The following is a 24,356-nucleotide window of genomic DNA, read 5'->3' as shown; positions in this document are numbered from 1 at the left end:
GGAGATGCACTGCTAAAATAGCCGTTCATAGTCGATAAAATAATGATTTATAAATGAGTGTGCTAATTAGACGCCTGTGCCTAACAACTGCAGTTTCTTGCATGAGTTGGTTGTTGGTCGCGTGTGGGCCCCAACGACTCCCTTCTGGTTTGGTGTATTGCTCCGAAGGGAACCCTGAGTCTTTTAATCCACAATTGGTGACATCTGGCACGACAATCGATGCCACCTCACATCAAATTTATAGTCGCCTAGTGGATTATGACACCCAATCAGGCAAGCTTGTCCCTGCCTTGGCGACGAGTTGGGCCATGTCTGATGATGGCTTAAGCTATCGTTTCACTCTCAGGGAAAACGTGCAGTTCCAGCATTCGAAGCGTTTTTACCCAACTCGCCCCTTTAATGCCGACGATGTGTTGTTCTCCTTTAATCGTATTATCGATACCCAGCATCCTTATCATTTTGTCTCCCGCACGGGTTATCCCTTCTTCCAAAGTACTGGCTTTTCTCAGCAAGTTAAAGGGATAGAGAAGATAAACGACCATGAAGTGGTCTTTTACTTAACCCGCAAAGACGCTTCTTTTTTGTCAAATTTAGCCACCGACTTTGCGGTGATCTTATCCAATGAATACGCGCAGCAGCAGTTAGCTTTAGGTCATCCTGAAAACGTCGACCACTTTGCCATTGGTACAGGACCGTTCACCTTAGTGCAATACGCTAAAAACGAATATATCCGCTATCGCCGTAATCCCGATTTTTGGGGAGAGCCAGCAAAAATCGATATGTTGGTATTTGATATCACGCCCAAAAGTACAGTTAGGCTCGCTAAGCTTATCGCGGGGGATTGCAGCGTTTCTGCGCTGCCCAAAGCAGGTGAACTACCTGTTATCAAACAGCATCAAGAATTAAACATCGAATCACAACCAGGTCTTAACGTGGCATTTTGGGCCTTTAATACGCAAAAGCCACCGTTAGATGATGTTCGCGTACGTCGTGCACTGGCCTATGCTGTTGATAAACAAAATATCCTGCGAGCGGTTTATCAAAATACTGCCATTGAAGCCACCGGCGTTCTGCCGCCAGCATCATGGGCCTACGAAAATAACAAAGGACTTGTAGATTACAATCCGCAAAAAGCACGCGACCTATTAAAAGAAGCCGGTATAAAAAATCTCAGCATTAATATTTGGGCCATACCGGTTGCCCGCGCTTATAACCCCAATTCGTTGAAAACGGCCGAATTAATTCAATCCGATTTAGCAAACATCGGCGTAAAAGTGAATATCATCAGTTACGATTGGAGCGTATTTAATCAGAGACTCAGTCGCGACGACTATGATTCTGTGCTGATTGGCTGGAATGCTGATAACAGCGATCCCGATAACTTTTTTACTCCGCTGCTGAGCTGCGCAGCAATGCAATCAAACAACAATCGTTCTCGCTGGTGTAACCCTGAGTTTGATGCCATCTTAAACAGCGCAAGGGAAGTATCAGATCAAGCGGAACGTAAAGTGATTTATCAACAAGCAGAAGCCTTTTTAGCTGAACAAGTACCTATGCTGAGTCTGGCCCATGCCAAACGTGTAGCGTTAACTCGCAGTGATATCAAGGATATGCAGCTTACGCCTTTTGGTGGGATTTCCTTCACCCATACTAGCCAAGCACCACAGGAGGCGAATTAATGTTTACATACCTACTCCGTCGCCTCAATTTATTTCTTGCTACTTCGTTAGTCATGGTGGGTGTCTTATTTTACGCTACAGGCTTGTTTCCAGTTGAGCGCACCTATGCACTCACTGGCATACATACACCGACGGCGACCCAACTGGTTCAAATAGAACAAGACTACAAATTAGATAAAAACCAAGCGTGGCAATTTATCGCTTACCTACAACAAAGGCTTAGCGGTAATTTAGGGATTTCAGTCACGTCACATCAAGAAGTCGCCGAAGAACTCAGTGCCGTCCTGCCCGCCTCCTTCGAACTTGCTGTGATGGCGGGCATTATCGCAATTTGCTTGGGCGTGCCCTTAGGCGTGCTCGCCTCCCAGAGTCAACATAAGCTCACCCAAAATACCATTATGGCGATTACCCTAACGGGCTACTCTGTACCCGTATTCTGGTTAGGCCTTTATCTTTCGCTTTGGTTTGGCGTCGATCTTGGTTGGTTACCAATTTCGGGACAAATCAATTTGCTCTATGAAATCAAGCCCGTCACTGGCCTTATGCTAGTGGATACCATGTTGTCAGAGTCTGAATACGGCATGTCGGCATTTAAAGATGCCCTGCTGCATATCATTTTGCCTGCCACAACACTGGCCGTGTTACCTTTTACTGTAGTGGTTCGTAGCACCCGTTCGGCAATGGTGAATGTGATGAATCAAACCTTTATCCGCGCCGCCGAAGCCAGAGGCATGCATACTGGCACGATTATACTACGCCACGCCCTGCCCAATGCGCTGATCCCCGTACTTAAACATTTAGGGCTAATGCTTGGCTCATTTGCCAGTTATGCCATAGTGGTTGAAATGATTTTCTCTTGGCCTGGTGTAGGATCTTGGCTGGTTTCAGGGATTTACCAACGGGACTATACTGTTATCCAAGGTGGTATTTTGGCCGTGGCCCTATTGATTATCTTCCTAAGTATCTTGATTGAAGTGCTGCACACAGCCTTTAATCCACTGAGCAGAAAAGACCTTTATGCCACCAGTTAAAATTTATCAAGAAGATCAAATTGCCTCCCCAACTATGCGGGTTTGGATTAACTTTTCGGCTAATCCTTTCGCTTTAGCAGGTCTGTGGACGATTGCATTTCTGCTCTTGCTAACCCTGTTTGGCCCTATGATTGCGCCCTTTCCGCCAGAGGCACAAGATCCAAGAGCCTTGCTGTTGCCACCCTCTTGGGACCCTTCAGGCACAGTGGCGCACTTTTTAGGGACTGACGATCTCGGCCGCGATATTTTCAGCCGATTATTACACGGCGCGCACTTGACCTTTGGCATGGCGCTGCTGATCGTCGTTACCGCTTTATTCACAGGCTTTATCATAGGGTCGTTGTCGGGCATGATGCGGGGCTTAAAATCCAGTATTCTCGGGCACTTACTCGATGCGCTGTTATCGATTCCTTCATTATTAATGGCCATTTTAGTAGTTGCTGTAATGGGACCAGGGCTTGAAAATGTGTTCTGGGCCGTCGGGATAGCCTTAACCCCACAATTTGTGCGCTCCATACACCAGTCAGTGCATGAAGAATTACAAAAAGAATATGTCACAGCCGCGCGTTTAGACGGCGCTAACTCGATGCAAATTTTTTGGTATGTCATTATGCCAAACGTGTGGGAAGTGGTGATTATTCAAACCACACTTGCCATTTCAGCTGCTATTTTAGATATCGCTGCCCTGGGTTTTTTAAGCTTGGGCGCACAGGCGCCGAGTCCAGAATGGGGCGCTATGGTCGCCCAAGGAATGGATAATTTACTAACAGCGCCTTGGGCCGTAACTATCCCAGGCTTAGCGATTCTTTTCAGTGTGCTTTCCATTAACTTGGTTGGCGATGGCCTACGGTCGGCGCTTGCGCCCATCAGAAACTAACTTATGCCCTTACTCGACGTACGAAATCTAACGATTGAACTCGATACGCCCCACGGTAGAGTGCGGGCGCTAGAAAAAGTCAGCTTAACGCTCAATGCGGGCGAAATTCATGGGCTAGTCGGTGAATCTGGCTCAGGACGAAGTTTGTTAGCCAGAGCAATTTTAGGCATCCCCGGCCCTAACTGGACTATCACAGCAGACCGCATGATGTGGGATGGCAATAACTTGATGGCCATGAGCTCAAAAGAGCGCCGTAATCTGATGGGTTCAGACATGGCGATGATCTTCCAAGATCCGTCTGGCAGCTTAGATCCAGCACAAACCGTCGGCAGTCAGTTAATGCAAGCTATGCCTAAAAATCCTAGCGCCTATTTTTGGCAACGGCGCAGGCATGCAAGACTTACAGCACAGAAATGGCTGCATAAAGTCGGGATCAAGAATCCGCGGCAGGTGATGTCTAGCTACGCATGGGAATTATCCGAAGGCGAATGCCAAAAGGTGATGATTGCGATGGCGGTTGCTAACCAGCCTCGCCTATTGATTGCAGACGAACCCACAAGCTCGATGGAGCTCAGCACTCAGGCGCAAATTTTCAGATTATTATCCCAATTAAATCAATTACAAAACGTATCGATTCTATTGATCAGCCACGAGCTGGAAACCTTAGCCCAATGGTGTGATCACTTATCCGTGCTCTATTGCGGTCAAGTCATGGAATCTGGGCCGACGGACGAAGTGATTAAGCAGCCTTATCATCCTTACACTAAGGCGTTACTCGAAAATATGCCCGACTATTCAGGCTCAGGTGGTCACAAGGCGATTATGCCTACCCTACCGGGTTCTGCGCCCGCCTTACAGCATTTGCCAATTGGTTGTCGTTTAGGGCCACGCTGCCCTGAAGCACAAAAAAAATGCGTTAATCAGCCAAATTTGAGTCATATCAAAGACCGCTATTTTGCCTGTCATTTCCCTTATCACGGCGAAACCCATAATGACGACCCCACTGCTTAAAGTTAATGACCTTTATAAAAGATATGATACTGGTTATAAGGGCTTTTCCCGCCAATATAACGATGCATTAGCGCCCGTATCCTTTGAACTCGAACGCGGTGAAACCTTAGCGATAGTGGGTGAGGCGGGTTCAGGTAAAAGTACCCTCGCCCGCATTTTAGTCGGTGCAGAGCCCCGCAGCGGTGGTGAGATATTTTTCGAAGGTGAAGCCTTAGACAGTCGCAATGTGAAGCAAAGATGCCGCTTAATTCGGATGATTTTCCAAGATCCGAATACTTCACTGAACCCGCGCCTAACGATTGGTCAATTACTCGATGAGCCGCTGCGTTTCAACACCCAAATGTCAGCGCAATCGCGGCACACCCAAGTGGTCGATACCTTACGAAAAGTAGGTTTATTACCTGAGCATGCGGAGTTTTATCCGCACATGATTTCCGAAGGGCAAAAACAACGAGTCGCAGTAGCACGAGCCTTAATGCTCAATCCTAAAATTATCATTGCCGATGAAGCCTTAACCGCTCTGGACCTTTCGGTGCGTTCGCAAATTCTTAATTTGCTGTTAAAACTGCAAAAAGATCTCGGCTTGTCTTATATCTTCGTGTCCCATAATCTCAATATTATTCGCCATGTCAGCGATAAAATTATGGTACTGCACAAAGGTGTAATGGTTGAAAAAGCTGATACAGAACAAATATTTAACTCACCAAAACATGAATACACCCAGAGGTTGGTCCAAGAGCAGAGTCTGTTTGTTCATAAACGCTAAACTGCTCCAACCACTTAAATAATCAGGTGAATTGGCTAAAAATAGGTGCCATTTACCCGCCGAAATATTTATCCTATTGGTCATTTTGATAGAAGAAGCTTAAATATGATTATCAAACCAAAAATTCGTGGATTCATTTGTACCACTACACACCCTGTCGGTTGTGAAGTAAACGTTCAAGAACAAATCACCTTAACTAAAGCAAAAGGCAAGATCGCTAACGGCCCGAAAAAGGTATTAGTGGTCGGTTCATCAAGTGGTTATGGTCTATCTTCACGTATCGCAGCCGCTTTTGGTAGCGATGCTGCAACGATTGGCGTGTTCTTCGAAAAGCCAGGTACTGAAGCGAAACCGGGTACTGCAGGTTGGTACAACTCTGCCGCTTTCGACAAATTTGCTAAAGCGGAAGGTTTATATTCTAAAAGCATTAACGGCGATGCCTTTAGCCATGAAGCTAAACAAAAAGTCATCGAGCTTATCAAGCAAGATCTTGGTGAAATTGACATGGTTGTTTACTCACTGGCATCACCAGTGCGCAAACTCCCTGATTCAGGTGAGCTTATCCGATCAGCTTTAAAACCCATTGGCGAAACTTACACAGCAACTGCCGTTGATACCAATAAAGACTGCATCATTGAAGCCACCGTTGAGCCAGCAACTGAGCAAGAAATTGCTGATACTGTAACCGTTATGGGCGGCGAAGATTGGGAACTGTGGATCAAAGCCTTATCTGAAGCCGGTGTATTAGCCAATAACTGCAAAACCGTAGCCTATAGCTATATAGGTACAGAACTGACGTGGCCAATTTACTGGCACGGCGCCCTTGGCAAGGCCAAGATGGATCTGGACCGCGCAGCAAAAGCGTTAAATGAACAACTGTCAGCCACTGGCGGCAGCGCAAATGTTGCAGTGCTAAAGAGCGTTGTGACTCAAGCGAGTTCGGCCATTCCTGTCATGCCTTTATATATCGCTATGGTATTCAAGAAAATGCGTCAGGAAGGTCTCCATGAAGGTTGTATGGAGCAAATCTATCGCTTATTCAGTGAGCGTCTATTCCGTGCCGATGGTGCAAAACCTGAGACCGACAGTGATAATCGCTTACGTTTAGATGACTGGGAACTGCGTGAAGATATTCAGCAACACTGCCGTAATTTGTGGCCACAAGTGACCACAGAAAACTTATCAGAATTGACTGATTACCGTGAATATAAAGCTGAATTTATTAAGTTATTTGGTTTTGGTATCGAAGGCATTAATTACGATGTCGACGTTAACCCATACGTTGAATTTGACGTTATCGAACTCTAATCAACTCGATAGCGAATCACTGCTTATCACAAACGTTAAACGCCACTTTTTAGTGGCGTTTTTATTTATAACTCCCAGATTAAGATGCGCTACACTAGCTGCAGTTGACCCCTAATAATCCCTCAATAAGGAAAATCAATGAAAATTAGCGCAAGAAACACCCTCAGCGGTACAATCAAATCCATAGAAATGGGCGCTGTAAACAATGAAGTAACAATCGAACTTGCACCCGGTGTCGTACTGACCTCTGTGGTGACTAAAGCTTCCTGTGAGCGCCTAGGGCTCAAAGTGGGTGATTCGGCTTATGCCCTCATCAAAGCCAGCAGCGTAATGATTGGCGTTGATGATTAACCATTCAATTCAGTAACGTGGCGATTGAAGTAATGGAATATGGAGTCTGACAGTGTTGCTATAGCGGATATCCTTCGAACTTCATTGGTAAACTTTATCGAATTAAAAAAAAGGCCAAGTGAACTCACTTGGCCTTTTCTATTTAATCAGTCGGATAGTAAATTTAACTCGCTATCCTCACTGAAATTATTCTTCTACAGGATAAAGCACCTTGGCATTGGCTTTAAGCGAATCGATCAAGCCACGGTAGTCTGCTTCACTGTATTGTGCGTTCAGACGTTGTTTAAGTGCATTAACTAGCTCATCACTCACACCTTCTGCAGCGTTGACTTTATCCAGTGCAACCACAGCATAACCGTTTGCTAAACCCACGGTATCGACAACAGGAGTTGTACTTGGTGTTGGCATTTGGAACGCTTTGCCTACAATCGCAGCATCAACGTCTTGCGCGCCACGGCCTAGTTTCGCTTTAGACACTAAACCAAGATCAGTTGCACCCGCTTTAACTTGTGCCATCAGTTCCTGTGCTTTTGCACGGGCGGCTTCGTTTGCTTGATCTTGCTTCAAGCGCTCAGTGATGTTGGCTTTCACTTCAGCTAAGGCCAAAGTGCCCGCATCGTGATGTTCTTTCACTCGGATAACAACCACATGGTTAGGTTCAAGCTCAATCACTTCACTGTTTAAACCTTTCAGCATCACAGTTTCAGAGAAGGCTGCTTTAACTAAGTCAGGCTTGTTTAGCTCAGCAGGTGCATTATCGCGAGAAAACAGTGCTGTAGTCTTAACATCAACGCCAACAGCTTTTGCGGTTTCAGATAGTGTATCTGGCACTTCATAGCTGGTATCCGCTAATTTACTTTGTAAGCTATAGAACTGGTCAACCGCTTTCTTATCTTGCAATTGAGCCACTATCTTAGCTTTCACATCAGCAAACGGTACAGTCGCGCCAGATTGCACATCTAATAGCTTGATAATGTGGAAACCAAAGTCTGTTTTAACCACCGCAGAATGTTGGCCTTTATTTAATGCAAATAAAGCGGCATCAAATGCGGGGTCCATTACACCAGGTTCAAACCAATCCAGTTTACCGCCCTGCTCTGCACTCAAAGTATCATCAGAGTTAGCTTTAGCCAGATCAGCAAAATCGGCACCGCTATCTAATTGCTTAGCGAGATCTTCAGCCTTTGCTTTTGCTGCCGCTTCATCGTTACCTGGCATAACCAAAATATGCGCGGCAAGACGCTTCTCGTTAGAAACATATTGTGCTTTATGTTCTTCGTAATACGTTTGTGCTTCTTCATCAGAAACTGGATTATTTTTAGCAAAATCAGCAGCATTCAGTTCAACATATTCTAAGCTCACCATCTCTGGGCTCATAAACTGCCCTTGGTTTGCGTCATAATAGTTTTTCACTTGCTCGTCAGTCACAACCGCTGTCGCTAAGAATGGTGCAGAATCGACAATAACATAGCGCACATCACGGGTTTGGCCTTGTAACTCAGCCAATTGCTTAGCTTCGCCAGGTAACACGAATTCAGTACCCACAAGGGCCGAAGTTAACTGACGACGGGTCATATCGACACGCATCATGTCTCTGAAAGTCTGTGGCTGATAACCTAACTGACGCAGAATCGCCTGATAACGATCGTTATCAAATTTGCCATCAGTTTGAAATGCCGGTTCAGCTCTCATTGCAGCAACAATTTGCTCGTCAGATACACGTAGACCCATAGCCTTAGCAGCTTGATCTATCAACTTGTCAGCCACTAAGCGTTCTAATACGCTCTGCTTAATGCTTTGTAAGTATTTTTCGTCAGCAGATAACGCAGCAAACATTTCACCTAGCTGTTGCTCCATGCGAGAGCGCTCGCTCTGGTACGCCTGTTCTAGCTCGGCTTTAGTGATCTTGTCACCGTTCACTTCTGCCGCAGGCACATCAGTTGTTGAACCTAAGTAACTACTGACTCCTGCAAATGCAAAAGATAAAATCACAAGTACGAGAATGCCTTTAGCAATCACGCCTTGCGAACCATCGCGGATCTTTTCTAACATCAGATTTCTCGCTTGTTGCGATTAACAAAATAAAAAGGCGCATCAGGTTGAGATGCGCCTTTCTGTAATTTATGGGGAATATTCAGACGCTACCACTGGTAAATTCTAAAACCCCGAGTAATGGTAGAAATTAAGCTTCATATTCCATTACTTTCAATTCGTAAAAAGCACTGATAAACAGTGCTTGTCATTACGAACGCCTTACAAAGGCTACGATATTAATTATTAATTAACAGCGTCTTTCAGTGCTTTACCAGCTTTGAATGCAGGAATTTTAGCTGCTGCGATTTTGATTTCTTCACCCGTTTGTGGGTTGCGACCAGTACGCTCAGCGCGTTCACGCACTTCAAAAGTACCAAAACCAACAAGAGAAATTTTATCACCTTCTTTCAGACCTTCGGTCACAGCAGCGATAAAAGAATCCAGTGCTCGGCCAGCAGCGGCTTTAGAAATGTCAGCACCAGATGCGATTTTCTCGATTAGTTCAGATTTGTTCATGTCATCCCCTTGAATGTAATTTTTTTGCGCCGCAACCAAATCCGTCTCTAGAGCGGTCTGCGGAGGCTTTTATAACAAGCTTGAATTCAAAGTTCAAGCTGAGTTCGAAAACCAAAGAATTAAAACTGGATACAGCTCAAAGCCAGTTGCGCCAAGGGCTTGGAGCAGCTGGCTCTCCACAGACCTAGGCTACCACAGGTCTGCGCTTTGTTAAGCCCCTTTTTTCATTTTTTTTAACGTGATAGCGCAATTTCTTGCGTTATGCCAAGTTTTTAACCACTTCGAAGCCTTCCACCGGCCTTTCTAGTGCCAGTTTTAACACTTCATCGACCCAACGCACGGGACGAATTTCTAAATCAGCAATCACATTGGCTGGAATTTCTTCCAAATCGCGCTCATTTTCTTTTGGAATAAGCACCAATTTTATGCCGCCGCGGTGTGCTGCTAGCAGTTTTTCTTTCAAACCACCAATAGGTAACACTTCACCACGTAAGGTTATTTCACCTGTCATGGCCACATCAGCACGCACGGGGTTACCCGTTAAGCTTGATACTAACGCGGTACACATAGCCGCACCAGCAGATGGACCATCTTTGGGTGTCGCACCTTCTGGCACATGCACGTGGATATCACGCTTCTCGTAGAAATCCGCATTGATACCTAATTGTTCCGCACGGGCCCGAACAACTGTCATCGCTGCTTGAATCGACTCTTGCATCACGTCGCCAAGGGAACCGGTATAGGTTAACTTCCCTTTACCTGGTACTGAGGTTGCTTCAATCGTCAGTAAGTCACCGCCCACTTGAGTCCAAGCTAAGCCAGTCACTTGACCGATTTGGTTCTTAGACTCGGCTTTGCCGTAATCAAAGCGCTGCACGCCAAGGAAAGACTTAAGATTCTCTTGGTTGACAGTCACAGACTTTACCGACTTATCGAGCAAAATCATTTTCACGACTTTACGGCAAATCTTAGACAATTCACGCTCGAGTGAACGCACACCCGCTTCACGGGTGTAATAACGGATAATGCCAACGATAGCACTATCATCGACTTTAATTTCAGTGGCTTTTAAACCATTGCGCTCGATTTGCTTATTCAGCAAATGTTGCTTAGCAATATTCAGTTTCTCGTCTTCGGTGTAACCCGATAAACGAATGACTTCCATACGGTCAAGTAGTGGCCCAGGAATATCCATGGAGTTTGACGTTGCAACAAACATCACATCGGATAGGTCGTAATCGACTTCGAGGTAATGATCGTTAAAGGTCGCATTTTGCTCAGGATCTAACACTTCTAATAAAGCAGAAGCCGGATCGCCGCGCATATCAGAACTCATCTTGTCGATTTCATCAAGCAAGAATAACGGGTTTTTCACGCCGACTTTAGCCATCTTTTGAATGACTTTACCTGGCATAGACCCAATGTAAGTACGGCGATGACCACGGATTTCCGCTTCATCACGCACGCCACCGAGGGCAACACGCACATACTTACGACCGGTCGCCTTAGCGATCGATTGACCTAGCGAGGTTTTACCCACACCTGGTGGCCCCACTAAACACAGGATTGGCCCTTTAAGCTGACGCACTCGGCTTTGGACTGCCAAATATTCCAAGATACGTTCTTTGACTTTTTCAAGACCAAAATGATCGGTGTCGAGTACTTCTTGGGCTTTGGCTAAATCACGTTTGATTTTAGAGCGCTGGCTCCAAGGCACCGCTGTCATCCAATCGACATAACTGCGAACAACCGTCGCTTCAGCCGACATTGGTGACATCATGCGTAACTTGTTAAGCTCGGCGAGGGCTTTCTCTTTCGCCTCAGCGGGCATGTTAGCCTCTTCAATCTTACGATTTAAGGCTTCAAATTCGTCATGGCCTTCATCTAGGTCACCCAGTTCTTTCTGGATGGCTTTCATCTGTTCGTTCAGATAGTACTCACGCTGACTCTTTTCCATCTGTTTTTTAACGCGAGTCCGGATACGTTTCTCAACCTGTAATAGGTCGATCTCCGATTCCATCATCGCCATTAGATATTCCAGACGTTCGCCGACGTTGACCATCTCAAGCACAGATTGCTTATCTTCAAGCTTAAGTGGCATGTGTGCGGCCATAGTATCGGCCAGACGCGCCGCTTCATCGATACCCGATAAAGAGGTCAAGACTTCTGGCGGGATCTTTTTGTTCAGCTTGATATAACCTTCAAACTGACCAATAGCACTGCGCACTAACACTTCTTCTTCTTTGTCTTCCAGCGGTTCTGATTCCAGATACTCAGCCTTAGCCACAAAAAATTCTGTTTCTTGGGTATAACGGGTAATACGGGCGCGACGACCGCCTTCAACCAGCACTTTGACTGTACCGTCTGGCAGCTTAAGTAACTGTAAAATAGAGGCAACCGTACCCACTTCGAAGATGTCATCTTTTGATGGTTCATCGAGCTCGGCATCACGCTGCGCCACTAAAATAATTTGCTTATCCTGCGCCATTGCCGTTTCGAGACATCGAATAGATTTTTCTCGTCCGACAAATAACGGAATTACCATATGGGGATAGACCACCACATCTCGCAGTGGCAGCACGGGGAGTTCGATATGCGCTTCACGCTCTTGGGTCATAGTTCGATTCCGTTTTGGTGAAATGGATTAATACTGGAGTATATTGGGACGCTTTATGGAGTTTCAATGGTTAATACGAAAAAAGGAGTCCATTGGACTCCTTGTTTTTCAGTTTATTAGCGATCAGTACAATTATTGTTCGCCTGATGCCACTTGGGCCTCATTGTGCTCGTAAATCAAGATTGGGGCAGATTCCCCTTTCACTACTGATTCATCCACAACGGCCTTCACCACACCGTCAACGGATGGGATATCGTACATAGTATCCAGCAGAATACTTTCAACGATGGAGCGTAGACCACGGGCACCTGTCTTGCGAGACATGGCTTTGTGAGCAATCGCTTTAAGCGCATCTTCGCGGAACTCAAGCTCAACCCCTTCCATCTCAAATAACGCACTATATTGCTTAGTTAGGGCATTTTTAGGTTGAGATAGAATTTGTACTAAAGCTTCTTCATCCAGCTCAGTCAGAGTCGCAACCACTGGTAGACGACCAATAAACTCAGGGATTAAACCGTATTTGACTAAATCGCCAGGTTCTACTTGCGATAAGGTTTCAGAGATCGTCGCCTTCTCTTTCTCGCCTTTTACCTGTGCACCAAAACCGATACCCGAGCCAACGTGCGCACGTTGCTCAATCACTTTCTCAAGCCCTGCAAACGCACCACCACAGATAAACAGGATCTTAGAAGTATCGACTTGTAAGAATTCTTGCTGTGGATGCTTACGGCCACCTTGTGGTGGAACCGCGGCAACAGTGCCTTCAATCAACTTAAGCAGCGCTTGCTGTACACCCTCACCCGATACGTCACGGGTGATTGATGGATTGTCTGACTTACGGCTAATTTTATCGATTTCATCGATATAAACGATACCACGCTGCGCCTTCTCAACATCGTAGTCGCACTTTTGCAGCAACTTTTGAATGATGTTTTCAACGTCTTCACCCACATAACCCGCTTCAGTCAGCGTAGTAGCATCTGCCATAGTGAAAGGCACATTGAGTGAGCGCGCAAGGGTTTCAGCCAGTAGAGTTTTACCGCTACCCGTTGGACCGATAAGCAAAATATTACTCTTGCCCAGCTCGATACCATCTTTAGGCGATGCATTTTTTAAACGCTTATAGTGGTTATACACTGCCACAGAAAGCACTTTTTTCGCTCTGTCTTGGCCAATAACATAATCGTCTAAATGTGCACGCAACTCATGTGGTGTCGGTAATTTATCGCTATCACGCTTTGGAGAGATTTCTTTAATCTCTTCACGAATGATGTCGTTACATAACTCAACACATTCGTCGCATACATACACTGATGGGCCAGCAATGAGTTTTCTGACTTCATGCTGGCTCTTTCCGCAAAAAGAGCAGTACAGCAATTTACCGCTGTCACCATTATTTTTGTTGTCGCCCATTAATTACCTCATTTGCAGTCTGCTCTACTGCCTGTCTTAAATTTGCTTAACTTTTACAAAGCATAGCTCAGTCAAAAGCAAAAATCAGCCGCGTTTCGTCATCACAGAGTCAACTAAGCCATATTCGACGGCTTGAGTTGCACTCATAAAGTTGTCACGATCAGTATCGCGTTCAATCACTTCGAGCGGTTGACCTGTGTGTTCAGCGAGCATTAGGTTAAGCTTATTTTTAATGCCTAAGATTTCTTTGGCATGAATAGCAATATCTGATGCTTGACCTTGGAAACCACCCAGCGGTTGATGGATCATCACGCGAGAGTTTGGTAAACAGTGACGCTTACCCTTCTCACCACCAGCTAACAAGAAAGCGCCCATACTAGCGGCTTGGCCGATACAGACAGTGCTAACATTCGGTTTGATAAACTGCATGGTATCATAAATCGCCATGCCTGCGGTGACAGAGCCACCAGGAGAGTTAATGTATAAAAAGATATCTTTATCTGGGCTTTCTGATTCTAAGAATAATAATTGCGCCACGATAAGGTTTGCCATGTGTTCTTCAACTTGACCTACCAAAAAGATAATCCGCTCTTTCAACAAACGAGAATAAATATCGTATGAGCGTTCACCCTTAGCAGTCTGTTCGATCACCATAGGCACTAAAGCACTTTGTATGTCTGACGCATTATGCATTATTCACTTCCCTAAATAAAAATGGCTCGCATGAGGAGCCTCATACGAGCCATTATAAATGGCGAACAGCTAATCAAGTCAAGCTTAGCTTATGCGCGACCGGTAGCCTTGTTCATAAATTCTTCAAAAGCGACTTGTTTTTCGGTCACTTTGGCAGATTTCAACAGTGCTTCAACCGCTTGCTCTTCTAAAGCAACGTTGCGCATGTTTTGCATCAGCTCTTTGTTGCTGTTGTAATAAGCAACTACTTCACTTGGATCTTCGTAGGCTGAAGCCATAGAAGCGATCAAGCCTTGTACGCGTTCATCTTCCGCTTTCAGTTCGTTAGTCTTGATGACTTCGCCTAATAGCAGACCGATTTTAACACGACGTGCAGCTTGTTCAGTGAACAATTCAGCTGGCAGTTCTGGCATGTTAGCCGATTGGCCGCCAAAACGTTGCATGGCTTGTTGACGCAAAACGTTAACTTCGCCATCGATCAATGCTTTTGGCAAAGTGATATCGTTGTTAGCTAACAGACCATTGATCACTTGCTCTTTCACGTTAGCTTTTAACGCTTGCTCAAGTTCACGGTTCATGTTTTTACGGATTTCAGTTTTAAGGGCTTCTAAGCCACCTTCGCTGATACCAAACAGAGCAGCAAACTCATCGTTTACTTCTGGCAGGTTAGCCGCTTGCACTTCTGTCAGCGTAATCGCAAACTTAGCCGCTTTACCTTTCAGGTTTTCAGCGTGATATTCTTCAGGGAAGTTCACGTCGATAACAAATTCTTCGCCCGCTTTGTGACCTAAGATACCTGCTTCAAAACCAGGGATCATACGGCCGCTACCTAATTGCAATTCGAAATCATCAGCTTTGCCGCCTTCAAATTCTTCACCGTCAACTGAGCCAACAAAGTTCATTTTCACTTTGTCGCCATCGGCAGCTTCACGTTCAACAGCAGCGAAAGTTGCGTGTTGTTTACGTAAGGTTTCAATCATAGTGTCAACGTCAGCGTCAGTCACTTCAGCTTTTGGTTGTTCTACTTCGATTGCATCTAAGCCTTTCAGCTCAACTTCTGGATAGATTTCAAAGGTAGCGATAAATTCGAACTTTTCGCCATCAGTTGAACCAGGAACAAAAGTCGGTGCACCGGCTGGGTTTAACTTCTCAGCAATAATTGCTTCGATGAAGTTACGTTGCATCACTTCACCCATGATGTCTTGACGAATCGCTGCGCCGTAACGTTTGTTAATCACAGTAACAGGCACTTTACCAGGACGGAAACCTGGGATACGAGCACGCTTAGCTTCACGTTGTAAACTGTCTTTAACCAGCTTTTCAATTTGTTCAGCAGGAACAGAAATGGTCAGGCGACGCTCTAGGCCTTGGGTTGCTTCAACAGAAACTTGCATTGTTTTACCTCGAAATTTGTCTAACGTCCTTTGTAATAGCCGATTCATCAACTATTCAGGTATTCGTTTCTTGATCATTAAATTTGACTACAATGCCCACCACTACTGGCTTTAGGCACTGGTCGCTCATAGTTGATATCTATCAAGACGCGACATTATAGCCACCGTTTTCTGCAGAGTCGAGCCTCAACAGCCGAATCTGGGGTATAAAAAAAGCGACACAAGGTCGCTTTTTTTAATTTGTACTCAAAGTACTAAAAATGGGGTGACTGATGGGGCTCGAACCCACGACAACCGGAATCACAATCCGGGACTCTACCAACTGAGCTACAATCACCACTGAAACTGGTACGCCCGGCAGGATTCGAACCTGCGACCACCCGCTTAGAAGGCGGGTGCTCTATCCAACTGAGCTACGGGCGCATGGTTTACAGAATTTTCTGTATCCTAACCGATTTGGAAAGCATTTATGCTAACCCTATCACTCGCCTATTTGAGTCCAAATTATCTTTGAATTCATCGAAGCAAACGATAATAAAGTGGTCGGTGATAGAGGATTCGAACCTCTGACCCTCTGGTCCCAAACCAGATGCGCTACCGGACTGCGCTAATCACCGAAGGTCTTACATTTTACTTGGTATCAACTCAGAGGGTTCCCTCTGGTCCGCTCTCATCCAAAATCTGGATGCACTATCGGACTGTGCTAATCACCGAAGGTCTTACATTTTACTTGGTATCAACTCAGAGGGTTCCCTCTGGTCCGCTCTCATCCAAAATCTGGATGCACTATCGGACTGCGCTAATCACCTAAGCTCTTACATGACAGTTTCAGCGCAAGATGAACACATCTGCCTGAGAACGGAGCGCATCTTATCCCCTCACTTTACACCCGTCAACGATTTTTTTATCGTTCGACTCTAGGTGCTGAATTATCAGGCTAATCTGGTTTTTTTTATCCACTTGGCAACGGCTTTAACCATGACACAGTAGCTGTGCCCTGTTAAAATAGCCACGATTGCCAATCTCTGTGTTAACTACTGTTTTCACCATCGCCCATATAAAGGATATCCTACACCCATGACAGCCCAAATAATCGACGGCAAGGCGATTGCTCAATCCATCCGCACTAAGCTCAGCGAAAAAGTCACCGCCCGCAAAGAGGCTGGACAACGCGTACCGGGTTTAGCCGTAATATTAGTGGGAGCCGATCCGGCATCACAAGTTTATGTTGGCAGTAAACGTAAGGCTTGTGAAGAAGTTGGATTTATTTCTCGTTCATACGATTTAGAAACAAACTGCACTGAAGATGAATTACTCAACCTGATTGATAGTCTGAATGATGATCCGACCATCGATGGCATCTTAGTGCAACTGCCATTACCCACGCATATCGAAGACTCAAAAGTCATCGAGCGTATCCGCCCAGATAAAGATGTCGATGGATTTCACCCGTACAACGTCGGTCGTTTAGCCCAGCGTATTCCGGTGCTGCGCTCTTGTACCCCAATGGGAATAATGACACTCATCAAATCCACCGGCGTTGATACCTATGGTTTAGATGCTGTTGTGGTTGGCGCATCGAATATTGTCGGCCGCCCAATGACCTTAGAGTTGCTGCTGGCTGGCTGTACCACCACTACTTGCCACCGCTTCACTAAGAATCTCGAGCAAAAAATCCGTCAGGCAGATCTCGTGGTCGTTGCTGTGGGTAAACCTGGCTTTATTCCTGGCGAGTGGATCAAGCCCGGCGCTATCGTCATTGACGTAGGCATTAACCGTTTAGATAACGGCACCTTAGTCGGCGATGTGCAATATAACATTGCAGCGCAAAATGCCAGCTTTATCACTCCAGTCCCCGGCGGTGTTGGCCCGATGACGATTGCAAGCCTATTAGAAAACACCTTATATGCTGCCGAGCAGTATCATGACTAGGTTCTAGGTTCTAGGTTCTAGGTTCTAGGTTCTAGGTTCTAGGTTCTAGGTTCTAGGTTCTAGGTTCTAGGTTCTAGGTTCTAGCAAGCATAAAAAAACCTGCATGATGCAGGTTTTTTATTTACTGAAGATTTTCTTGAATTAAAAATATAGCGAATAAGCTTATTTCTTACGCCAAGTGGTGCCACTTGGACCATCTTCAAGCACAACGCCCAAAATATCTAAACGATTACGCGCCACATCCGCAGCAGCCCAATCCTTTTCGGTACGAGCACGGTTACGCTCAACGATTAAGGCTTCGATTTCGGCCACTTCATCGTCACTACCGCCGCCTTGAAAGAAGGCCTCTGGCTCTTGGCTTAATAGACCTAACACATCCGCTAATTGCTTCAAGGTGACCGCTAACGCAGATGCCTGTGCCATATCGGTCAGTTTTAAACGATTGATCTCACGCACCATGTCAAAAAGGACTGAATAGGCTTCAGGTGTATTAAAGTCATCATCCATCGCCGCTTTAAACTTAGCGACAAACTCTTCTGCAGGCGCCGCAACGACAGTTAAGTCGACATCTTTAATCGCCGTATACAAACGCTCTAAGGCTGAACGCGCTTGTTTCAAGTTATCTTCTGAATAGTTCAGTTGGCTACGATAATGGCCCGATAATAAGAAATAACGCACAGTTTCAGCATCATAGTGACCAAGCACATCTCGAATGGTGAAGAAGTTGCCTAAGGACTTAGACATCTTTTCACGGTCAACCATCACCATGCCAGTGTGCATCCAATAGTTGACGTATGGTGTGTCATGGGCACAGCAAGACTGGGCGATTTCATTCTCATGATGTGGGAACTGTAAGTCAGAGCCGCCGCCATGGATATCAAAATGCAAACCTAAATGTTTGCTGTTCATGGCCGAACATTCGATATGCCAGCCAGGACGACCCGGTCCCCATGGAGATTCCCACGTTGGTTCGCCAGGTTTAGACATTTTCCACAACACAAAATCCATTGGATTTTGCTTGGTTTCGTCCACTTCAACCCGAGCACCGGCTTGCAGTTGATCTAAATTCTGGCCCGATAAACGGCCATAATCAGGATATGAGGCCACGCTGAAAAGCACATCACCATCGCTCGCCACATAGGCATGACCACGGGCGAGTAATAACTCAACCATGTCGATGATTTCAGCAATGTGAAGGGTCGCGCGCGGTTCAAAATCGGGGCGCAACATATTTAAGGCATCGAAGTCTTGGTGCATTTCACCAATAAGACGCTCGGTTAAGGCTTCACAGCTTTCGTTATTCTCGTTAGCGCGCTTGATGATTTTGTCATCAACATCAGTAATATTGCGCTGAAAATTCACTTCATAACCCGCGTAACGCAGGTAGCGCACTATCATGTCGAAGGAAACAAAAGTACGGCCATGACCAATATGACAGAGATCGTATATGGTCACACCACACACGTACATCCCAATTTTCCCGGGATTAATTGGCTTAAATTCCTGTTTTTGGCGGGTAATACTGTTGTAAATCTTCAACATCGATATTCTCTTCAATGATACATTCAGGTGTAAAATCAAGGAGTCAGTCTATCACGGCCTGACAGGTTTTGAATACTGCACTTTGCGCGCAATCCGAGATAAGTTAGAATCGCGCCACTATTTACACTGAGTATGAAAACATGATCACATTACACACTAATTTGGGCGACATTAAACTGCAACTGAACGCTGAGAAAGCGCCGTTAACAGTAGCAAACTTCATGAAATATGTTGACGAAGGTTTCTTCGACGGCACTATCTTCCACCGTGTGATAGACGGTTTCATGATCCAAGGTGGTGGCTTCAACGAAGACATGAGCCAAAAGCGTTGTAACGAGCCAGTGAAGAACGAAGCCAATAACGGTTTATCAAACCGTACTGGTACTGTCGCTATGGCGCGTACTTCAGATCCACATTCAGCTACTGCGCAGTTCTTCATTAACGTGAACGACAACACTTTCCTCGATTTTAAATCAGAAACCTCACAGGGCTGGGGCTACTGCGTATTCGGCGAAATCGTTGAAGGCATGGACATTATCGAAAAAATCAAGGCCGTTAGCACTGGCAACCGTGGTATGCATCAAGATGTGCCATTAGAAGCCATTGTGATTGAAAAAGTCAGCGTCGCGGCATAATACGGCGAATGCGAACTCTATTTATAGGCGATCTGCACCTGAGTGCAGATCGCCTTGATATCACCCAAGCGTTCACTCGCTTTCTCGACACTGAACTCGATGATGCCGACGCCCTTTATATCTTAGGCGATTTGTTTGAAGTCTGGGTTGGTGATGATATTGCCTTACCTTTTGCCCTCGACATCGCCGAAAAACTCAAGCAAGTATCACAAAAGTTGCCCGTGTATTTTATCCATGGCAACCGTGACTTCATGCTAGGCAAACAATTTGCGCGCGCCGCAGGCATGCAAATTTTACCCGAAGTCACTCGCCTCAATTTATACGGTGTCGACACTGTAATTTTGCACGGCGACAGCTTATGTACTTTAGATAAGGCCTACCAACGCTTTCGAAAACTGCGCAGTTTATCGCTGTCTCGTTGGCTGTATGGTTGTTTATCCAAGAAAACCCGTCAGGGCATTGCTGATAAAATTCGCAGTAAGAGCAAGAACAGCAATAAGCAAAAAAGCTACACTATCATGGATGTAGAGCCCAATGCGGTCGATGTGTTATTTGCCAAGACACACACTAAGCATATGATCCACGGTCATACCCACAGACCAGCCATTCATCAACTTGCTAATGGCTGTAAGCGTATAGTGGTTGGCGATTGGTATGAACAAGGCAGTGTGCTCAGTGTGAGCGCTGAAGGGATTAATTTACAGTCCTTACCCTTCGACCCTATGATGACCTAAAGGCATTGGCTTAAGTAGGCCTCATTTAGCGTTACTTAAGCTTAAATAGCTTAAATTTTTAGCTTTAATAGCTTGAAAATACTGTGATTAACGGTTTTTTAGAACCGTTAATCGTTTCAGCTATATGGACTTAACTCTACTCGTTTGGGGAAGCAAAACCGTTCAAATTAATTTAATAGAGGCGACCCACTGTGGAAACGAAACTCATCATCCTGCGCCAAAATCAACTCCGCTTCTAACTCGCCAAAGTACTTCACTCGCTCGCTAATATCCTCAGGTGAAACCAACTGAGCTAACGCAAGATAATCTTGATAATGTCGCGCTTCAGAGCGCAGCAGTGACACATAAAACTTACTCAGCTCACCGTCTAAATAAGGCGCGAGTTTAGCGAAGCGCTCGCACGAGCGAGCCTCAATATATGCCCCTACAATCAACTTATCCCGCAAAATATCTTTCTCATGGGTTGTCACATGACTCATCATGCCCTTGGCATAACGCCCCGCGCGAATATTGCGGTAATCAATACTGCGCTTGTGCATTAAATCCAATACTTGTTCAAAATGATGAAACTCTTCTTTAATCAAGCGGATTAAAGGTGAAACTAAATTCGCAGCAAACTTAAAGTTGGGCTTAGGTATAAGGTCAGTTACCAACTCATTCTTTTTCACATCACGGGCTAAAAAACTTTCCACATCATGTTCTTGCGAATAAATAAACTCTTCATAGGGTTTAGCCCACGCCAACAGAACTCGACCACTGTCTTTATCTAACGCATATTTTCTTAGCAAAAAAATCGCTGTCTGAGCGGCTTTTAACTCACAGTTACAATGGTCGATCAGCAACTCATCCAAGGAATCTGATTTTATCGCGACATCAATCCAAGTTTGCGGTGTTTCACAGTGAAGAAATGCGTGGATGGGGGCAAGAAGTTGCAGCATGGACTCACTCAATATCATTCTGAATATCGCACTATTTTACGCATATTTACTCATAAGCTATAGCATTAGGCTTAAGTAAACTTGACGCGCTGAACTTTTTGTTCAATAAATAATCTACACTCTAAAGAACTGAGATCCTGATCACACAGCCTCTCACTTCTCGATGTGTAACCAATCGATGGATAAAGAGACAGGACACTATTTTAACCTCGATTGTAGAGCTGTTATCAGCTCGTCTGACGTTTGGCGAGCCATTCATCAATGCTGAACAAGGATAATTATAATGATACTGAATCACTTAATGGGGCTATACACTCATCCAAAACAAGAGTGGCAAACCATTGAAAAAAACCATGAGGCACTGAAAAGTAGCTTAAGCCATGTAGTACTTATCGCCTTAATTCCGGCGGTGTGCAGCTATATAGCTACAGCTTACATTGGCTGGAATCCTGGCGCTGGCGATCCTATTTACCTTACACCACAAAGCGCCCTGTTTATGTCCGCAGGCATGTATTTAGGCCTGATTGCAGGTGTATTCGCCCTTGCCTATTTAGCCTATTGGATGGCAAAAACCTTCGATGCTAACCCAACTTACACCCAAGCATTAGAGCTCGCGTCCTACACTGCAACCCCGTTGTTTATGGTCGGTTTAGCCGCATTATATCCAGTGCTATGGTTTATCATGATAGTAGGGTTGATTGGTTTAGCCTACTCAGTGTATTTACTGTACGCGGGGGTGCCTATCATTATGAATATCCCTGAAGAGAAAGGTTTTATCTACGCCAGCTCTATGGTGACAGCAGGCTTAGTACTCTTGGTGGGGCTAATGGCAACTAGTGTCATTTTATGGAGCTTAGGCTTTGGTCCTATGTACCAATAACCACTTTAATTCATCACAAATTTAATCAACAGCAACTCAAGCTCTGCGTCGCAATTGATTTGTAGCAGAAAATAAAAAAGAAGGCCGCAAAGGCCTTCTTTTTTGAGTTGAATTAACGCTCTGAGCGAGTTAGCAGATCTGTTTTACTCATTCAGTCAAACAGATCCACTTAAGCAAAATCATTCGAAAGAATCACGCAGCGCTACAGTTAAGTTAAACACTAAATTATCCGCTGACGAATCTTTGCTGTCAGCACAGAAATAGCCTTCACGCTCAAACTGATAGGCTTGTTCCGCAGGTGCATTCACTAGGCTTGCTTCTGCAAAACCTTGTACAACGATCAATGATTCAGGGTTCAACACTTCATCCACAGTCTCTGCCGCAGCAGGATTAGGATCGGTAAATAAACGCTGATAGAGACGGAATTCAGCAGGCTTGGCAGTAGATGCCTCAACCCAATGGATCACGCCTTTGACTTTACGGCCATCTGCAGGGTTTTTACCTAAAGTTTCAGGATCATAAGTACAGTAAACCGTCGTGATATTACCTTCGCTGTCTTTGTCACAACGTTCAGCTTTAATCACATAGGCATTACGTAAACGCACTTCTTTGCCTGTAACTAAGCGTTTGTATTGTTTGTTGGCTTCTTCTTTAAAGTCAGCCACATCGATCAATATTTCTCGGCCAAAGGCTAATTCACGCGTCCCCATGCTCTCATCATTTGGATGAGCGGCCGCTTGAATGTACTCAAGTTCACCTTCAGCATAGTTTTCAATGATGACTTTCAATGGACGCAATACGGCCATCGCACGCGGTGCATGTTCGTTCAATTCTTCACGAATACACGCATCTAACATGCCGACTTCAATCATATTCTCTTGCTTAGTCACGCCGATACGTTGACAGAACTCGCGAATTGACGCCGGTGTATAACCACGGCGACGTAAGCCTGCAATCGTTGGCATACGTGGGTCATCCCAACCTGACACGAGTTTACGGGTCACAAGGTCGTTCAGCTTACGTTTAGACATCAAGGTATATTCGAGATTTAAGCGGGAAAACTCGTATTGACGAGTACGATTCGGCGCTTGAAAATCGTTCAAATTATCCAACACCCAATCGTATAAACGACGGTTGTCTTGGAACTCTAATGTACATAAAGAGTGGGTAATATGTTCTAACGCATCAGAAATACAGTGCGTGAAGTCGTACATTGGGTAAATGCACCACTTGTCACCTGTTTGATGATGATGGGCAAAACGAATACGGTAGATGATAGGATCACGCATACACATGAATGGCGATGCCATATCAATTTTGGCACGCAATGCGCACTCGCCTTCTTTAAAACCACCGTCGCGCATCTTAGCGAATAAGGCGAGGTTTTCTTCGACTGATGTGTCGCGGAAAGGACTGTTTTTACCTGGCTCTTTTAACGTACCACGGTATTCACGGGTTTCATCCGCATTCAAAAAACACACATAAGCCAAACCTTTATTAATCAGTTCAACCGCATATTGATGTAACTGATCAAAATAGTTTGATGAATAGCGAACATCGCCATCCCACTGGAATCCAAGCCAACGCACATCCGCCTGAATAGAATTAACATAATCAATGTCTTCTTTTTCAGGATTAGTATCGTCAAAACGTAAATTACACAGACCGTTATAGTCTCGCGCTATCCCAAAATTTAAGCAGATAGATTTAGCATGACCAATATGAAGATAGCCATTCGGTTCCGGCGGGAAACGAGTCTGTACACTCGTGTGCTTACCGCTTTGTAAATCTTCATCTATGATATTACGAATAAAGTTACTCGGACGTACTTCAGTGTCCACATGACTCATGGAATTCCTCTTTGCGAACAATGGCAATTTTAAGAAAACCAGCATGATCCTACAGATCACCACTAGTTACAATGCCTAGGGTTAAAAACTCTGGTTTTTGACTGTTTGGGTTTATAACCGCGATAGTAAAACAATAAAAGCAGCCATGAAAGCTG

The 24,356-nt window shown here is 45.1% G+C and carries 20 protein-coding genes and 3 tRNA genes; 11 read left to right on the top strand and 12 right to left on the bottom strand.

What is annotated here, in order from left to right; all coding sequences use genetic code 11:
- The first annotated feature begins 53 nt into the window (after window positions 1-53).
- The 7 genes from L5L97_RS08705 (at window position 54) to L5L97_RS08675 (ending at window position 7,023) form a co-directional block, all read left to right on the top strand.
- Window positions 54-1,679, top strand: a complete 1,626-nt coding sequence (locus L5L97_RS08705) for an ABC transporter substrate-binding protein (protein WP_263181123.1) — start codon at window positions 54-56, stop codon at window positions 1,677-1,679.
- Window positions 1,679-2,710, top strand: coding sequence for an ABC transporter permease (locus L5L97_RS08700; RefSeq protein WP_263181124.1), 1,032 nt, complete (start codon window positions 1,679-1,681; stop codon window positions 2,708-2,710). Before L5L97_RS08705 ends, L5L97_RS08700 begins: the two co-directional genes overlap by 1 nt.
- Window positions 2,697-3,587 carry an ABC transporter permease subunit gene (locus tag L5L97_RS08695; RefSeq protein ID WP_105252931.1) on the top strand — a complete coding sequence of 297 codons (891 nt, stop codon included), beginning with the start codon at window positions 2,697-2,699 and terminating at the stop codon, window positions 3,585-3,587. Before L5L97_RS08700 ends, L5L97_RS08695 begins: the two co-directional genes overlap by 14 nt.
- A gap of 3 nt (window positions 3,588-3,590) precedes the next feature.
- Window positions 3,591-4,598 (top strand): oligopeptide/dipeptide ABC transporter ATP-binding protein, encoded by a 1,008-nt coding sequence (locus tag L5L97_RS08690; RefSeq protein WP_028760462.1) that lies wholly within the window; start codon window positions 3,591-3,593, stop codon window positions 4,596-4,598.
- The gene (locus tag L5L97_RS08685) at window positions 4,579-5,364 is read left to right on the top strand and encodes an ATP-binding cassette domain-containing protein (RefSeq protein WP_105252932.1); all 786 of its coding nucleotides are present in this window, start codon (window positions 4,579-4,581) and stop codon (window positions 5,362-5,364) included. The genes L5L97_RS08690 and L5L97_RS08685 overlap by 20 nt, the downstream gene beginning before the upstream one ends.
- 105 nt (window positions 5,365-5,469) lie before the next feature.
- A complete protein-coding gene (fabV, locus tag L5L97_RS08680; protein WP_263181126.1) occupies window positions 5,470-6,672 on the top strand; it encodes an enoyl-ACP reductase FabV in 1,203 nt (400 codons plus the stop codon).
- 138 nt (window positions 6,673-6,810) lie between these two features.
- Window positions 6,811-7,023 (top strand): molybdopterin-binding protein, encoded by a 213-nt coding sequence (locus L5L97_RS08675; RefSeq protein ID WP_006085368.1) that lies wholly within the window; start codon window positions 6,811-6,813, stop codon window positions 7,021-7,023.
- Window positions 7,024-7,209: 186 nt separating this feature from the next.
- Here L5L97_RS08675 and L5L97_RS08670 read toward each other — a convergent pair whose 3' ends face one another.
- The 9 genes from L5L97_RS08670 to L5L97_RS08630 form a co-directional block, all read right to left on the bottom strand.
- Complete coding sequence (locus L5L97_RS08670) at window positions 7,210-9,075, bottom strand: SurA N-terminal domain-containing protein (protein WP_263181127.1); 1,866 nt, start codon at window positions 9,073-9,075, stop codon at window positions 7,210-7,212.
- Between the two features lie 225 nt (window positions 9,076-9,300).
- A complete protein-coding gene (gene hupB, locus L5L97_RS08665; RefSeq protein ID WP_006081127.1) occupies window positions 9,301-9,573 on the bottom strand; it encodes a nucleoid-associated protein HU-beta in 273 nt (90 codons plus the stop codon).
- Window positions 9,574-9,832: 259 nt separating this feature from the next.
- Window positions 9,833-12,190 carry an endopeptidase La gene (gene lon, locus L5L97_RS08660; protein ID WP_105252934.1) on the bottom strand — a complete coding sequence of 786 codons (2,358 nt, stop codon included), beginning with the start codon at window positions 12,188-12,190 and terminating at the stop codon, window positions 9,833-9,835.
- A gap of 132 nt (window positions 12,191-12,322) precedes the next feature.
- Window positions 12,323-13,603 carry an ATP-dependent protease ATP-binding subunit ClpX gene (gene clpX / locus L5L97_RS08655; RefSeq protein ID WP_028760467.1) on the bottom strand — a complete coding sequence of 427 codons (1,281 nt, stop codon included), beginning with the start codon at window positions 13,601-13,603 and terminating at the stop codon, window positions 12,323-12,325.
- A gap of 84 nt (window positions 13,604-13,687) precedes the next feature.
- Window positions 13,688-14,296, bottom strand: coding sequence for an ATP-dependent Clp endopeptidase proteolytic subunit ClpP (gene clpP, locus L5L97_RS08650; protein ID WP_063883148.1), 609 nt, complete (start codon window positions 14,294-14,296; stop codon window positions 13,688-13,690).
- 89 nt (window positions 14,297-14,385) lie between these two features.
- Window positions 14,386-15,690, bottom strand: a complete 1,305-nt coding sequence (gene tig, locus L5L97_RS08645) for a trigger factor (RefSeq protein ID WP_028760469.1) — start codon at window positions 15,688-15,690, stop codon at window positions 14,386-14,388.
- A 261-nt stretch (window positions 15,691-15,951) separates the two neighbouring features.
- Window positions 15,952-16,027, bottom strand: a tRNA-His gene (locus L5L97_RS08640).
- Between the two features lie 9 nt (window positions 16,028-16,036).
- Window positions 16,037-16,113 (bottom strand) — tRNA-Arg (locus L5L97_RS08635).
- A gap of 117 nt (window positions 16,114-16,230) precedes the next feature.
- Window positions 16,231-16,307: transfer RNA gene (locus L5L97_RS08630), tRNA-Pro, on the bottom strand.
- Window positions 16,308-16,767: 460 nt separating this feature from the next.
- Between L5L97_RS08630 and folD the strand changes: the two genes are divergently transcribed.
- Entirely contained in the window at window positions 16,768-17,622 is an 855-nt protein-coding gene (gene folD / locus L5L97_RS08625; protein WP_263138181.1) for a bifunctional methylenetetrahydrofolate dehydrogenase/methenyltetrahydrofolate cyclohydrolase FolD, read from the top strand.
- A 162-nt stretch (window positions 17,623-17,784) separates the two neighbouring features.
- Here the strand turns inward: folD and cysS are convergent, their stop codons facing one another.
- Entirely contained in the window at window positions 17,785-19,164 is a 1,380-nt protein-coding gene (gene cysS / locus L5L97_RS08620; RefSeq protein WP_263138180.1) for a cysteine--tRNA ligase, read from the bottom strand.
- 140 nt (window positions 19,165-19,304) lie between these two features.
- Here cysS and L5L97_RS08615 point away from each other — a divergent pair, with 140 nt between their 5' ends.
- On the top strand, window positions 19,305-19,799 hold the full coding sequence (locus L5L97_RS08615; protein ID WP_198572192.1) for a peptidylprolyl isomerase: 495 nt from the start codon (window positions 19,305-19,307) through the stop codon (window positions 19,797-19,799).
- An 8-nt stretch (window positions 19,800-19,807) separates the two neighbouring features.
- A complete protein-coding gene (locus L5L97_RS08610; protein ID WP_105252938.1) occupies window positions 19,808-20,533 on the top strand; it encodes a UDP-2,3-diacylglucosamine diphosphatase in 726 nt (241 codons plus the stop codon).
- Window positions 20,534-20,700: 167 nt separating this feature from the next.
- Here the strand turns inward: L5L97_RS08610 and miaE are convergent, their stop codons facing one another.
- Entirely contained in the window at window positions 20,701-21,471 is a 771-nt protein-coding gene (gene miaE, locus L5L97_RS08605; protein ID WP_263181128.1) for a tRNA isopentenyl-2-thiomethyl-A-37 hydroxylase MiaE, read from the bottom strand.
- 283 nt (window positions 21,472-21,754) lie between these two features.
- On the opposite strand from miaE, the gene L5L97_RS08600 reads away from it, so the two are divergent.
- Complete coding sequence (locus L5L97_RS08600; protein WP_105252940.1) at window positions 21,755-22,351, top strand: Yip1 family protein; 597 nt, start codon at window positions 21,755-21,757, stop codon at window positions 22,349-22,351.
- Window positions 22,352-22,530: 179 nt separating this feature from the next.
- Here L5L97_RS08600 and glnS read toward each other — a convergent pair whose 3' ends face one another.
- Window positions 22,531-24,201, bottom strand: coding sequence for a glutamine--tRNA ligase (gene glnS, locus L5L97_RS08595; RefSeq protein ID WP_219250251.1), 1,671 nt, complete (start codon window positions 24,199-24,201; stop codon window positions 22,531-22,533).
- Window positions 24,202-24,356: the final 155 nt, after the last annotated feature.

This window comes from Shewanella sp. SM71, assembly GCF_025653905.1.
Lineage (GTDB): Bacteria > Pseudomonadota > Gammaproteobacteria > Enterobacterales > Shewanellaceae > Shewanella > Shewanella oncorhynchi.
Note: the sequence above shows the minus strand (reverse complement) of the source record. Positions and strands in the feature narration are given on the sequence as shown.